General features: G+C 70.8%; 14 protein-coding genes and 1 CRISPR repeat array. Of the genes, 2 read left to right on the top strand and 12 right to left on the bottom strand.

What is annotated here, in order from left to right; all coding sequences use genetic code 11:
• The first annotated feature begins 185 nt into the window (after positions 1-185).
• A complete protein-coding gene (locus FNQ90_RS03590) occupies positions 186-2,504 on the top strand; it encodes an ATP-binding SpoIIE family protein phosphatase (RefSeq protein ID WP_182604923.1) in 2,319 nt (772 codons plus the stop codon).
• A gap of 156 nt (positions 2,505-2,660) precedes the next feature.
• Here the strand turns inward: FNQ90_RS03590 and FNQ90_RS03585 are convergent, their stop codons facing one another.
• The 12 genes from FNQ90_RS03585 to FNQ90_RS03530 form a co-directional block, all read right to left on the bottom strand.
• Positions 2,661-3,173 (bottom strand): hypothetical protein, encoded by a 513-nt coding sequence (locus FNQ90_RS03585; RefSeq protein WP_182604922.1) that lies wholly within the window; start codon positions 3,171-3,173, stop codon positions 2,661-2,663.
• Positions 3,174-3,235: 62 nt separating this feature from the next.
• Positions 3,236-3,646, bottom strand: a complete 411-nt coding sequence (locus FNQ90_RS03580; RefSeq protein ID WP_182604921.1) for a gas vesicle protein K — start codon at positions 3,644-3,646, stop codon at positions 3,236-3,238.
• Positions 3,647-3,698: 52 nt separating this feature from the next.
• Positions 3,699-3,911, bottom strand: a complete 213-nt coding sequence (locus tag FNQ90_RS03575) for a gas vesicle protein (protein ID WP_143616753.1) — start codon at positions 3,909-3,911, stop codon at positions 3,699-3,701.
• Complete coding sequence (locus FNQ90_RS03570) at positions 3,908-4,771, bottom strand: GvpL/GvpF family gas vesicle protein (RefSeq protein ID WP_182604920.1); 864 nt, start codon at positions 4,769-4,771, stop codon at positions 3,908-3,910. Before FNQ90_RS03570 ends, FNQ90_RS03575 begins: the two co-directional genes overlap by 4 nt.
• Positions 4,768-5,214 carry a gas vesicle protein gene (locus FNQ90_RS03565; protein WP_228470828.1) on the bottom strand — a complete coding sequence of 149 codons (447 nt, stop codon included), beginning with the start codon at positions 5,212-5,214 and terminating at the stop codon, positions 4,768-4,770. Before FNQ90_RS03565 ends, FNQ90_RS03570 begins: the two co-directional genes overlap by 4 nt.
• 71 nt (positions 5,215-5,285) lie before the next feature.
• The gene (locus tag FNQ90_RS03560; protein ID WP_182604919.1) at positions 5,286-6,530 is read right to left on the bottom strand and encodes an SRPBCC family protein; all 1,245 of its coding nucleotides are present in this window, start codon (positions 6,528-6,530) and stop codon (positions 5,286-5,288) included.
• Positions 6,523-7,158, bottom strand: a complete 636-nt coding sequence (locus tag FNQ90_RS28020; RefSeq protein WP_182604918.1) for a hypothetical protein — start codon at positions 7,156-7,158, stop codon at positions 6,523-6,525. The genes FNQ90_RS03560 and FNQ90_RS28020 overlap by 8 nt, the downstream gene beginning before the upstream one ends.
• Before the next feature lie 48 nt (positions 7,159-7,206).
• Entirely contained in the window at positions 7,207-7,464 is a 258-nt protein-coding gene (locus tag FNQ90_RS03550; protein ID WP_143616745.1) for a gas vesicle protein GvpG, read from the bottom strand.
• A gap of 46 nt (positions 7,465-7,510) precedes the next feature.
• Positions 7,511-8,224, bottom strand: coding sequence for a GvpL/GvpF family gas vesicle protein (locus tag FNQ90_RS03545; RefSeq protein WP_182604917.1), 714 nt, complete (start codon positions 8,222-8,224; stop codon positions 7,511-7,513).
• A gap of 2 nt (positions 8,225-8,226) precedes the next feature.
• Positions 8,227-8,664, bottom strand: a complete 438-nt coding sequence (locus tag FNQ90_RS03540; protein WP_182604916.1) for a gas vesicle structural protein GvpA — start codon at positions 8,662-8,664, stop codon at positions 8,227-8,229.
• 42 nt (positions 8,665-8,706) lie between these two features.
• Positions 8,707-9,012 carry a gas vesicle protein GvpO gene (locus tag FNQ90_RS03535; RefSeq protein WP_143616739.1) on the bottom strand — a complete coding sequence of 102 codons (306 nt, stop codon included), beginning with the start codon at positions 9,010-9,012 and terminating at the stop codon, positions 8,707-8,709.
• 595 nt (positions 9,013-9,607) lie between these two features.
• Positions 9,608-10,372 carry an MBL fold metallo-hydrolase gene (locus FNQ90_RS03530; RefSeq protein ID WP_182604915.1) on the bottom strand — a complete coding sequence of 255 codons (765 nt, stop codon included), beginning with the start codon at positions 10,370-10,372 and terminating at the stop codon, positions 9,608-9,610.
• A gap of 112 nt (positions 10,373-10,484) precedes the next feature.
• A CRISPR array of direct repeats spans positions 10,485-10,978; the repeat unit is 30 nt; unit sequence GTTGGTACCCCTCACAGGGATGATGAGGAC.
• A 398-nt stretch (positions 10,979-11,376) separates the two neighbouring features.
• Between FNQ90_RS03530 and FNQ90_RS03525 the strand changes: the two genes are divergently transcribed.
• Positions 11,377-12,552, top strand: coding sequence for a helix-turn-helix domain-containing protein (locus FNQ90_RS03525; protein WP_182604914.1), 1,176 nt, complete (start codon positions 11,377-11,379; stop codon positions 12,550-12,552).
• Positions 12,553-12,614: the final 62 nt, after the last annotated feature.

Raw genomic sequence — 12,614 nt, 5'->3', positions numbered from 1 at the left:
CCCACCGGAAGCGCCGGGGGGCCGCCCCCACTCCCGAACGATCACGCCTCACATCCGGACGATCACCCCGAGTGGTCAATCCGGGCCGCGACAGGTCATCTCCCCGGGGCCGGCTTGAAACCCACCTCCTTTTTACCCTTCCCCCTGCTCGCCGAACGCCCGAATGTGTGCATATGGTGAGACAAATGCGTTCCGCCGATGTACTGACCGCCGTGGACACCGGCCTGTGGCAGTGGGATCACGCCACGGGTCTCGTCACGTTGGACACCGTCGCGGCCCGACTGATGGGTCTCCCGCCCCGCCCCACCACCCTCAGCGAGACCGCCATGCGCGGCCGGGTGCACGTGGAGGACTGGATCGACCTGCACCGCGTCGCCGGCATGGCCGCCGCCGAGAACCGCACCGCCGAGGTCCGGTTCAGGGTCATGGCCCGCAAGGGCCACCTGCTGCGCACCCTCCGCGCCAGGATCCGCTCGAAGGGCGACAACGGCGACTTCGCCCTCAGCGGCCTGATCGAGGAGGTGGAGGAGATCCCCTGCGAGGAGGGCCGCCGCTCCGGCGACTGGCGTCTCGCCCGCGAGGCGTTCCTCCTCGACGCCGGCCGCGCCCTGGCCGAGGCCCGCACCACCGGCGAGGTGCTGCGCGTCGCCGGCCGCCTCGCCCTGCCCGGCTTCACCCCCAACGGTCTGGTCGTCTTCGGCACCGAGGGCGAACGCCTGTGTGTTCTCGGGTACCACGGCTACCCCGTGACCACCCCCGAGGACGAGGCCCGCGTCAAACGCCTCTTCCGCCTCACCGTCGGCTCCAACTACCCCGCCGCCGAGGTCATCCGCACAGGCCGCGCCCTGTACATCCACTCCCCCGCCGAATACGAAAGGCGCTTTCCCGAGGCCTGGCAGGTCGTGCGCGGCTTCGGCCGCAAGTCCTGGGCCTACCTCCCGCTCATCGCCGGGGGCCGAACCCTCGGCGCCTGGCTCGCCGGATTCCCCGACCGGGTTTCCTTCACCCCCGACGAACGATCGGTGCTGACCACCGTGGCACGCATGCTCGCGCAGGCTCTCGCCCGGACCCACACCCTGGAGTCCGAGCGGGAACTGTCCGCCGACCTCCAACACACCATGGCACCCCTCGGCAATCCCGAGGTCCCCGGTGTGCAGATCACCACCCGCTACGTCCCCACCGGTGGCGGCCTCCAGATCGGAGGCGACTGGTACGACGTCATACCCCTGCCCTCCGGACGCCTCGCCCTGGTCATCGGCGATGTCCAGGGCCACGACGTACGAGCGGCGGCGATCATGGCGCAACTGCGCATCGCGCTGCGCGCCTACGCCTCCGAGGGCCACAGACCCGACGCGGTCCTCTCCCGCGCCTCCCGCTTCCTCTGCGGCGTCTCCACCGGCACCGACCCCCGCTTCGCCACCTGCCTCTACCTCGAGGTCGACCCGCGCACCGGCACCCTCGACGTCGCCCGCGCCGGACACCCCGACCTCGCCGTACGACTACCCGACGGCTCCACCGCCCTGCGCCCCACAGCCGGCGGCCCCCCGCTCGGCGTCATCGACGACTGGGCCTACCCCACCACCCGCATCTCCCTCCAACCGGAGGAGGTGCTGCTGATGTGCACCGACGGCCTGCTGGAGACCGGCGGCCACGACCTGCACACCGGCTGGATACGCCTGCGGGCGATCCTGGAGAGCCGGCCGGTCGAGGACCTGGAGAAACTCGCCGACTCCGTCGTCGAGGCCGTCCACGGCCCCTCCTCCCACCGGCTCACCGGCCCGCTCACCGACCGCCGCGAGGACGACATCGCCCTGGTGATGCTCCGCCGCCCCGCCCCCCTCGGGGCCCGGGCGCTGCGCCGCACCGTCCTCACCGTGGACCAGGCCGAACCGGCCCGCATCGCCGAGGCCCGCCATCAACTCGCCGGCCTGCTGCGCGACTGGTCCGACCCCGAACAGGTGGACGGCGCGGTGCTCATGCTCTCGGAGATGCTGACCAACGTCCTCGTGCACACCGACAGCGACGCCATGGTGGTCGCCGAACTGAGCGGGCCGATGGGCGAACGGCTGCTGCGGGTGGAGGTCACCGACACCAGCGACGAACTGCCCCACCGGCGCGAACCCGGGGAGCTGGCCTCCTCGGGGCGAGGGCTGTTGCTCATGGAGTCCCTCTCCGACGCCTGGGGCGTGGACCCGCGCGGGGACGGCAAGACCACCTGGTTCGAACTCGGCGAACCCGCCCCCGCGGCCGACGCGGCGGGCGGTCCCGACGGCGCGGTCGAGTCGATCGGGTTGGCCGAGTCACTCGGGGCGGCGGATTCCCTCGCCCCGCGGGCGGAATCCGCGCCGAGCCGCCCGGGAACGGCGGAGGCCGCCAGGGTGGTCACCTACCTCCCCGGCGAGCCCGTGCGAGCCGCCGACCTCACCCCACCCGGCGGCGGGAACGGCTCCGTCCCCTCCTCCACCGCCGTCAACGGCACTCCCACCCGGACCTCCACCGACTGACCGGGGGGCGGGGACGGGGCGCGCCGGCACGAGGGCACGGCGCTCTCCGCTCTCCCGGGGCCGCGAAGGCGACGGGAGAGCGGAGAGCACCGTGCCCCGACCGGCTCGGGACCCCGCGCCCGGGGCGAGCCGGGGCACGGCGGCCCGTTGCGTCGCTCAGATGCGACCGCGCGCCAGCCGGGTCAGGGGACCCATCGGCGGCTTGGCCGTCGAGCGTCCGATCGCGAACGCGGCGCCCGTGACACCGGCGACCCCCGCGGCCGCTCCGGCGACGATGGCCTTCCTCTGCTTGACGACGGTCCAGGCCGTGCCGGCCACGGCCGTCGCCTTCCCGGCGTTGGCGGCCAACGCCTGCTGTCCGCTCCGAAGGCCCGCCGCGGCGGCGTGTCCGACGCCCCGGCCGCTCTCACCGGCCGCCTCCGCGCTGTCGGCCGCCGAGTCCTTGGCGTCCTTGCTCGCGGAGCGCGCTCGCCCGGCCGCCGCCTCGGCCCGCTTACCGGCCGCCGCGCCGGCCTTCTTCCGGACGGAGTCGCCCCCGTTCCCGTTCCGGGAGGAGTTACCGGTGCTCTTGTTCCCGGTGTTCCCGTTCCCGGTGCTCTTGCTCTCGGTGCTCTTGTTGCCGGTGCTCTTGTTCTCGCTGTCCTTGTTATTGGTGTTGTCGGTGCTCATCGTGTCCTCCTTCTTCCCTTCTTCGTTGCGGTGGTTCGGCTGAACCCGTGGGCGTCGCCCGCTCAGCCACCGTTGTGCGGCAGCAGGGAACCGAGCGGCCCGAGGTCGAGATTGAGGTCGTCCATCGTCAGGTCGTAGCGGTCACACAGCTCACCCATGCGTTCGTGGAGGATCATCAGCGTCATGCCGATGCGCTCCTCCTGCGCCTCGCTCAGATCCCCCCGGTCGACCCGGTGCAGAGCGGTGCGTTCCATGAGCTGCCGGAGGAGCTCCACGATGGTGAGGACCAGCTTCATGAGATCCCGCTCCACCGTGTCCGGGTCGGTGTGCAGCCGCTGGGCGAGGGCGGAGGGCCCGCCCTCCCCCTCACGGGCGGGGACGAGACCGAAGGCCCCGGCGGCGGCGCGCGCCGCCTCGGCGATCGCCGCATCGGGTTCCGTCCCTCCCGCCCGGGTCTGTTCGTCGTCGGTCATCGCCGGTGCTCCTCGTCTCGTGTGGAATGCCGGGGTCCCGGGGCGGTGGGCGTCACCACGGCGCCGGTTCCTCACCGGTGACCGAACGGATCACCGCCCGCAGATTGATGTGGACGAGGTCGACGTCGGCGATGGACAGGACCAGGTCCCCGGTGAGGACCGCGCCGCCGTTCAGGAGTCGGTCGAGGAGGTCGATCAGGGCGACGGGCGGGCCCCCGGCGGCCTCGTCCTCGCCGAGAACCCCGCTCAGGAGCTCCGTGCTCACGGGTTCCCACCGCCCTCCGGGGCCTCCGCGGAGACTGTGAACGAGTAGGGCGCCCACGGGCCGGTCACCTCGACCGACACCCGGGGCTCGTCCTCGGCCAGGGCGTGCCACCCCTGACGCAGCCGGTCGGCGTGCTCCACCGGGACGAGGTACGCCTCGTTCGCCACGTTCACGCCGGAGTGCGTTGCCAGTTGCCCCTGCTGGGGGCGGTGGACCGCCCGGGAGACCGCCACGCCGCCCGCCACCTCCGCCACCCGGCCCGCGACCTCGGCCGCGGCCCGGTGCGCGGCCCGACCGCCGCGCTGCTGCGCCCGGCGCTGCCGCAGGTAGGCCCGGCCGGCCCCGGCTCCCGGGGTCTGACCGGCCGGGGTGCCCGTCGCGGCGACCGAGGCCGTCCCGACGACCGCGCGGGGGTCGGCGTAGACCTTCACCCCCAGCTCCACATGGTTCTCCAACCGGTCCAACAGCTCCCGGAAATGGACGTGCCGGCGCGTGAGCACGGCACCCACCCGCGCGTCGTCCAGGTAGACCGTCGCCAGCCGCATGGGCAGGATCGGCGGCGCCTCGCCGAACGCGGCGTCGATCACGGAGTGATGGGCGCGGGCGATGGCCTCGAGCCGGGCCAGGTCCTCCAGCTGCGTGGCGAGACCGCTCTCGCCGAAGGCGTCCGCGGGCACCGTGGATACCAGCGCGCCCAACCCGTCCGCGCCGATCACGCGCACCGGGCCGCCGTCCGCCCCCGCCAGGCGGGGGGCGACCGCCCGCAGGGCCGGACCGTCGCGGCCCACTGCGTAGACGTACGTCAGCTCGTCCCCGGCCGCCGCCGGCACGCCGGCGGGAACATGCGATGGAGTGGTCACCGTCTCTCCTCCCGGCCCTCCGGCACCGCTTCGGCCTCGCCGTGCCCGGAGTCCTCGTCGGTGTGCTCGGCGTCGGTGTGCTCGGCCTCGGGAAGTCCGCCCGCCGCACGCAGGCGGGCCACTTCGGCGCGCAACCGCTCGTTCTCCTCGGCCAGGGCCTCACGCCGCCCGCCGGGAGAGGCGGACCGGTGCGCGGGGCGGGCCCGCGAGGAGAGCGAGGGATCGTGCTCCCACCAGTCGATGCCCATCTCCTTCGCCTTGTCGACCGAGGCGACCAGGAGACGGAGCCTGATGGTGAGCAGCTCGATGTCGAGCAGGTTGATCTGGATGTCGCCCGCGATGACGACGCCCTTGTCCAACACCCTTTCCAGGATGTCGGCGAGGTTGGCCGACGAGCCGGATTGTCCGTACGCCGGGGCCGCGTTACGCGGCGGCCCCGGCATCCGGCCGGCCAGTGAGTCCGACACGGTTTCTCATCCCTCTCCTTGTGCTGTCGGTACGCCGGTCGCCGGCGTCATCGGTCGGCGGCTTCGGCACGCTCCCCGCGGTCGGAGGGCTCCGTCTCGTCCCCCTCCTCGTCCTCGATGTCGCCCTCCTCCGCGTCGACGTCCTCGTCGCCCTCCTCCGCGTCGACGTCCTCGTCGCCCTCCTCCACGAGGTCGTCGTCCTCCGGGTCCCCGGCCTCGTCCTCGTACTCGGGCTCGTCCTCGTACTCGGATTCGGGCCCGTCGCCGGGCTGTTCCTCCCCGTCGTCCTCGACCGGTTCGTCCTCGTCCTCGTACCGGTCGTCCGGAGCGGGCTCCTCGTCGAGTTCCTCCTCGGGCTCTCCCTCGGATTCCTCGTCGGGTTCCCCGTCGTCGCGCGCCTCGGTGTCCTCGGAGCTTTCTTGGTCCGCGCGCTCCTCTTCCTCCCGGACGACGTCCTCGTGGTCGGCGACGACCTCACCGTCACGGATCTCACCGCGCCAGCCGTCGCCCGCCTCCCCCCGCATCATGATGAACTTGCGGTAGAGCTTCAGGTCCAGACGGGCCCGGCGCCCCTGGGCGCGCCAGATGTTCCCGACCTTCTCGAACACCCCGCCGGGGAAGTACTCCAGGACCAGCAGGACGCGCGTGAGGTCGTCGGTGAGGGCGTGAAAGGTGACGACGCCCTTGACGGTTCCCTTGGCGCCCTCCGTGGTCCAGACGATCCGCTCGTCGGGCACCTGCTCGGTGACGTTCGCCTTCCAGCTGCGGGTGGACTTGGCGACCTTCACCTTCCAGTTGCTGGAGGTGTCGTCCACCTTCTCCACGCTCACGACGCCCTTGGCGAACGAACTGAACTCCTGGAACCGCGTCCACTGGTCGTACGCCTCGCGGACCGGCACCCCGACATCGATGTCCTCGACGATGGTGACGCTCTTCGACTTGCCACCCCCGCCGCCTCCGCCACCCTTGCCGCCCTTGCCGAGCGCTCCCCCGACCTTGTCCTTCACCATGTCCTTCAGGTGGGAGGCACCCGCGCCGAGGAGAGCGCGGCCGGGCGTCTTGGCGCCACCGCCGCCCTCCCCGTCCCCGCCCGAGCCGTCGAGCAGCTCCTTGCCCCGCCGAACACCCGGTTCGGCCAGCTTGGAGACCCCCTCGCCGAGCCGGCTCCCCAGTCGGGTCACCGTGTGCTCGGCGCGGGCGCGCAGGTAGTTCCCCAGCTCTTCCCTGAGACGGTCGGTGGCCGGGTTCTTCAGGACGTCGTCCTTGAAGCCGGTCGATGCGGAGTCACTCATCGTCGCCTCCCCGGGACTTGCGAGTGGTGGAGGAGGTGCGCTTGCGTGCGGGGGTCGAGGACTTGCTCGTGCCCCCTGCCCGCCTGCCGCCGGAGGAGGTCCGCGACTTGGTGGAGGACGAGGAGGACTTGGAACCGGAGGACGTCGTCGTCCGCCGGGAAGTCGACTTCCGCTTTCCTCCGCTCGCCGTGCTCTTCCGAGCCGTCCCGCCCTTCTCGGACTCCTCGGCGTCCCGGGCGTCCTCGGTGTCTTCTTCGGTGTCCCGGGCGTCCTGGGCCTCCTCGGCGTCCCCGCCGCCCTTGGCGTCCTCCCGCTCCTCCTCGCCCCCGGCGCCCTCACCGAGGGCCCGGGTGCGCTGGTTCAGCGTGTCCGCCAGGTGGCCGGCCCGCTGGGTGAGGGCCGCCGTGGCCGCGCTCCTGGTGGCCTCGACGAGCTCCCCGCGGACCTGCGAGTTGAGGGAGCCGACAAGCTCCGAGTCCGCCAGTTTCCTGGCGATCTGCCGGGGATCCAGGTCGAGCCTCTTCCCGAGCAGGAACATGCCGAACCCGATGGCGAGCTTGGCCTTCTTCGTACGCCCCAGCAGGTATCCCCCTACCAGAGCCACGCCTATGCCGGCGTTCTTCGTCATGTGCGATCACCTCGGGGTTCAGCCCCGTAACACTGCGGTGGCTGTTGGTCAGGTCTGGTTTCCGGTGTTCCGCCGGTACGCCTCGATCTCGTCCAACCGGTCGAGCAGCTCGTCCTCGCGCCGGTCGAACTCCTCCTCTCCGATGAGCCCCTCGTTGAGCTCACGCTCCAGCTCGGCGAGTTGGGCGCGCACCGGCCCGGGGTCGTAGTACTCGCGCTCCGCGGCGAGGACGACCTGGTCGAGCACCCAGGCCGTCCCCCGCACGGGCGCCAGCGGCAGGGTCAGGAGTCCGGTGATGAGGCCCATGGCCGCACGTCACCTCCGTGCCCGGCAGTCGGTCGGGTTCGGGATCTCACACGAAGCTGTACGGCGGCAGCGGACCGGTCAGCGTGAACGTGTAGAAGTCCCCGCACCGATCGGCCTCCCGCTGCACGGCTGCCACGAAGGCCTCGGTGCCGTCCCGGGGCACGAGGAAGGAGAGGTTCAGGAACTGCTCCGCCCCGACCTCGCCGGAGGAGCTACGGGTGGCGGCCGGGGCGAGCCGCTCCGTCAGCTCCTCGGCTTCCCTGCGGTGGCGCTCCGCCACCTCGCGCGCCACCAGCTCTCCGAGCGTGACGCGCTCGTCGTGACCGCCGTCGCCCGTACGGGTCCGCTCGTTGAGCTCCCGTATCTCCCGGGAGTCGGTCATGATCTCCCGCAGGAGATCCGCCTCGTCGCGGACAGCCTTCAGGTTGTACTCGACGTGGCCGTCCAGCTCCTTCAGCCGCTCGCGGTACGTGTCGGCCTCCCGCTCCAGGGCGGATATGACCTCCTCGTCATCGGCCCCCACCAGGCCGAAGCGCATGGGCAGGGTCGCCCCCTCGCGCATGAGCGCCTCCAGGACACCCTGATGCGCCATGAGGTCGCGGCGCTTCGCCCTGAGCCCGGCGGGCGCGTCGCCGGCCACGGCGACGAGCTTGTCGGTCCGCAGGGCGCGCAACGCCGAGGGCGGGTCCCCCACACCGTCGAGCCCTTCCAGGGGCAACGGGTGATCGGCTCCGGTGACGGCGTAGACATAGGTGGGCACTACTACTCCTCGTCTCGCTGGGCCTGACGGCGGCTGGAGGTGGACTTGCGCGCGGGACGCTTTCGGGGCTCCTCCTCCTTTTCATCGCTCTTTCCCTGGAGCGATTCACTGAAGGCCTCGACGGCCCCGCTCAGCGCGCCCTTCGACTTTCCCTTGGCGCCGTTCTCCGTCATCTCCCCCATCAAATCGGGGAGCTGGGTCGGCGCCTGCTTTCCGGATTCCAGATCGAGCCGGTTGCACGCCTCGGCGAATCGCAGGTAGGTGTCGACACTGGCGACCACCACCCGGACATCGATCTTGAGAAGTTCGATGCCGACCAGGGACACGCGGACGAACGCGTCGATGACCAGCCCTCGGTCCAGAATGAGTTCGAGAACATCGTAGAGATTTCCCGAACCGCCCCCACTGGACGTCGCGTTGCTCTGCTGCACGAGTGTCATGGGAACCCCTTCCGGTGGTTCTTGCTTCGTTGGACGACGGCTTCAGCGACGATCGATCTGTCCCCTCGCGTAGCGACGAATCCGCTCATACCCCACCAATTGACCCTGAGGGTCGAGCTGTACCCGGTAGGAGGCCATGACGCTCATGGTGTCCGGGATCTTTTCCAACTCGACCACTTCCACATCGGCCGTCCAGCCGTCCTCGGCCGGTTTCACCGCCGAAACGGAACCCGGCGCGCACTGGAGCAACTCCGAGAGCTGTTTGGTGGCTTGTCGCATCGCGGTGGATATATCCACGCGCTTTCCGTCCTCTTGTTCGCTGTCGCTCTTGTTATCCGTGGAGCTCATCCCTCCGCCTGTCACCCGGGGAAGACCGCTTCACGACGGGACTTCCGTCCTGCATGCTTCTGCTCGCCTGCCCATGCGAACCGGACGTATGCCCGAGTCCTCCACCCGCTGTCCCGCTGACGCCGTTCATGAGGAGGATCAGGGCTGTCACCGGCGCATTTCCGCCGGCACATCGGTTGCCGAACGGGCGCCCCCTCCCCGCGTGATGGCGCTTTCCCCGGCTCCACCGGGGGCGGGGCGGGGCGCGGGCAGGGCGGCCGTCCCGCCCCGGCAGCGACAGACCGGCCGACGACCGGCCCACGGTCGGCGATGGGGAGGGGACCGTCACCCCGATGCCGCCCGGAGCCGCCCCGGCCACGGCACTCGGGAGACGGTCGAACCGCTGCCCGCCGGCGGCGGGTTCGCGGCAGCGGGGCTCACCCACGCCCCCGGTTCGAGAGGGAACGCCTCACCAACCGCCCGCGCGGGCACGCGCGGCAGCCGTTCGCGGCCGGGGCGGTGGAGGGCGACGAAAGCGAGCCGCGAAAGGCACGCCGAGGCAGCGGCCCGGCGGTGGGGCCCGGGAGTGGTGGCCCGGTGGCGTTCCGCGAAGGCGTCAGGCCGCCCGCCGGCCCGCGTTCGCGAGCGACCGCGCCCACCGGGCGGCCTCGGCCGGCGAACCGTGGTGAACCGGGCCGTGCCCGGGGAGCAGGACATCGCCGTCAAGGGTTGCCAGGACGTCCAACGAGGCCACCGTCCGGTCCCATTCGTGGTGGAACATGCCGGGCAGCAGTTGCGGACCCCGGTGGCGGGAGGTCGGGTGGCCACTCACCAGCGCGTCACCGGAGACCAGCACCCCGAGGTGCGGCAGGTGGTAGGCGCAGTGCCCGTTGGTGTGTCCGGGGGTGTGCACCGGGACCGGCCGGCCGGGCAGGTCCAGCGGACCGGGCCCAGGGAACGGCGCCGGTTCGGCCACCGGCAGCCGGGCCGTCCCGCCGGAACGGAGCGCGTGCACGGCCCACGGCAGCACGCCCGGCCGCCACGCGTTGCGCAGGACCGTGCCGATCGACACCTGGTGCAGGAAGTCCCGGCGGGCGTGCGGCACCTCGGCCTCGTGCATCAGGACGGGCGTGCCGTACCGGGCCCTCAGGTACTCGGCCGATCCGAGGTGGTCGCTGTGGGCATGGGTGATCAGCACCGCCGTCACCCGCTCCGGTGAGCCGCCCACCTCGGCGAGCGAACCCAGCAGCCGTTGCCGGTCACCGGGATAACCGGTGTCGATCAGGGTCATCTCCCCGCCCTCGGTGAGGATGACCCAGTTGGTGTTGCTGCCGTGCACCAGATAGGTGCCCTCCGCGACCTGCCGCACATCCGCCCGCATCCCACTCCCCTGCGTCCCGCCATGGCCACCAACGCGGCGCACGTTCCCCTGAACAACGCCACCGGCAACGAACGGTTCGCTCCCAACCACCCGACGCACCACCCGGTGGATAGGCCATACCCCTCACAGGAGTGATGAGGACCCTCCGGACAGATGCGGGATCTGCCGGAGATCCTGGAGTTGGTACCCCTCTCAGGGGTGATGAGGACCCCCGCACACCGCCTACCGCAGGTGGATCGCCACGTCGTTGGTACCCCTCACAGGGGTGATGAGGACGAATTGGCGGCGTATCTTCAGCGCCCCGTCACCCCGTTGGTACCCCTCACAGGGGTGATGAGGACGGGCCGGGCCCGCCTGAAGGTGGCGGAGATCGGCGCGAAGTTGGTACCCCTCACAGGGATGATGAGGACACGAGGGCCCGACCGTCGGCCCGGACGGTGATTTTCAGGTTGGTACCCCTCACAGGGATGATGAGGACCCCCAGCCGGCGTTGTAGCCGGCCAGCGCCAGGGGTTGGTACCCCTCACAGGGATGATGAGGACCCCCAGCCGGCGTTGTAGCCGGCCAGCGCCAGGGGTTGGTACCCCTCACAGGGATGATGAGGACCCCATTGTGAAGGTCCAGGTCAGGCACAGTCGAGTCGCGGTCCCGGCGACCGATTTTTCAGCAGACCTCCGGTAGTGCACGAAACCCCGGAGAGTCGCTGAAATCCAGCGCTCTCAGCGTACTCCGAGGAGCACCGTTCTCCCGGCGCTCCTCAAGGAGGAGCACGGCTGGCGATACGGCTGCGCACCCGTCTCCGCACAGAAGATCGACACTTCCGCTCTCCGGGGCCCTCCCACGGAGACCTCCGAAGCCAAGCGCCTTGCCGCGCCTGGAGAAGACGACCGGGCCCGCGACCCTCACTTCCCCGAGGACGGAGCAACAGCCGTTGGCTCGCCCGATAACCGGGAGTACCGTCATGTGTGCGACCTGCAAGCCGGTAGAACGGGAGCCATTCCACCATGGCCGGTACGAATCTTGGGGAACGCATCCAACGAGCCCGGAAGTTGGCGGGCCTGACCCAACGCGAGTTGGCCGCTCTCAGCGGGGTGTCCTTCTCGTTGATCTCGAAGCTGGAACAGGGCGAACGGCAGGACGCCCGGCTGGAGACCGTCCGGAAGATCGCGGCGGCGTTGCACGTATCGACCACGCGCCTGGTCGCTTCCGGGCCCGAGAACGGCCCGACCGAGGAGACCACCGACCGGTGGTTGCCCGTGCGCCGCGCTCTCGTCACCGACGACGCTCCGGATCTCCCGGAAGAACCCACGCCGGAGGGTGTCCGCCAGGCCCTCGACGGGGCTCTCACGCTGAACAGTCATGCCAGATACACCGAGCTGACCGAGGTGCTGCCCGCCCTGATCCGGGACGCGCGCGTGGTGACGGACCTGGACCCGGCCGAACGGGAGCTGCACACCCACGTGATGTTGGTGGTCGGCAGCGTGCTCGTTCAGCATCGGCAATTCGATACCGCCGAACAACTCCTGGACCAAACGCTGGGATACACGGAGTCCACACCACAGCGAGCGACCGCCGTGAGTACATGGTGCTGGTCCCTGCTGCGGCGGGGCCGACTGGCTGAGGCCCGGGAGAAAGCCGTCTACTGGGCGGATGAGTTGGAGCCCCGCCGACTGACGCGGGCTTCCCCGGCGGACCTGGCGGGTTGGGGATGGTTGCTGCTTCGGGCCGCCGCCGCCGCTTCGCGGGACAACCGGGACGGAGAGGCCCGCACCGCGCTGCGGTACGCCAAGGCCGCCGCCACAGCCATCGGCACCGGAGAACGCCGGGTGAAAGGCGACCCGTTGAGGAAGGTCTTCGGTTCACCAACCATCGCCCGCAAACAGGCGGAACACGCAACGATCACCGACCGGCCGGATCAGGTACTCGCCCTCGCCGCATCCATTCCCTCGAACTCCACGAACGATCACCGGCGCCACCTTCTGGATGTCGCGCACGCCCAGGAGCGGATGCGACAGCACACCGAGGCGGTGGAAACCCTGTGGAAGCTCCAGCAGGAAGCACCGGAGTGGCTGGCCCAACAGCGCTACGCCAAGGAGACTTTGGATCGGCTGGTACGCAAGCGCCGAACCCTCACACCCGAGATGCGTGCCCTGGCTCGCGTGGTGCAACTGCCCCTGTAAACCCACCCACAACCCTCCGTGGGAGTTTATTCACGCTATGCCACATACGCCCATTGATGCCC

This window comes from Streptomyces alkaliphilus (genome assembly GCF_014141535.1).
Classification (GTDB): Bacteria; Actinomycetota; Actinomycetes; order Streptomycetales; family Streptomycetaceae; genus Streptomyces; species Streptomyces alkaliphilus.
The sequence above is the reverse complement of the archived record's forward strand: the minus strand, read 5'-3'. Positions and strand labels throughout refer to the sequence as shown.

What these genes read in the sequence shown, in the direction of transcription:
- FNQ90_RS03590 (WP_182604923.1), top strand. Translation starts at nt 186, where the DNA reads ATGCGTTCCGCCGATGTACTGACCGCCGTGGACACCGGCCTGTGGCAG.
- FNQ90_RS03585 (WP_182604922.1), bottom strand. Translation starts at nt 3,173, where the DNA reads ATGAGCACCGACAACACCAATAACAAGGACAGCGAGAACAAGAGCACC.
- FNQ90_RS03580 (WP_182604921.1), bottom strand. Translation starts at nt 3,646, where the DNA reads ATGACCGACGACGAACAGACCCGGGCGGGAGGGACGGAACCCGATGCG.
- FNQ90_RS03565 (WP_228470828.1), bottom strand. Translation starts at nt 5,214, where the DNA reads ATGCCGGGGCCGCCGCGTAACGCGGCCCCGGCGTACGGACAATCCGGC.
- FNQ90_RS03560 (WP_182604919.1), bottom strand. Translation starts at nt 6,530, where the DNA reads ATGAGTGACTCCGCATCGACCGGCTTCAAGGACGACGTCCTGAAGAAC.
- FNQ90_RS28020 (WP_182604918.1), bottom strand. Translation starts at nt 7,158, where the DNA reads ATGACGAAGAACGCCGGCATAGGCGTGGCTCTGGTAGGGGGATACCTG.
- FNQ90_RS03550 (WP_143616745.1), bottom strand. Translation starts at nt 7,464, where the DNA reads ATGGGCCTCATCACCGGACTCCTGACCCTGCCGCTGGCGCCCGTGCGG.
- FNQ90_RS03540 (WP_182604916.1), bottom strand. Translation starts at nt 8,664, where the DNA reads ATGACACTCGTGCAGCAGAGCAACGCGACGTCCAGTGGGGGCGGTTCG.
- FNQ90_RS03535 (WP_143616739.1), bottom strand. Translation starts at nt 9,012, where the DNA reads ATGAGCTCCACGGATAACAAGAGCGACAGCGAACAAGAGGACGGAAAG.
- FNQ90_RS03530 (WP_182604915.1), bottom strand. Translation starts at nt 10,372, where the DNA reads ATGCGGGCGGATGTGCGGCAGGTCGCGGAGGGCACCTATCTGGTGCAC.
- FNQ90_RS03525 (WP_182604914.1), top strand. Translation starts at nt 11,377, where the DNA reads ATGGCCGGTACGAATCTTGGGGAACGCATCCAACGAGCCCGGAAGTTG.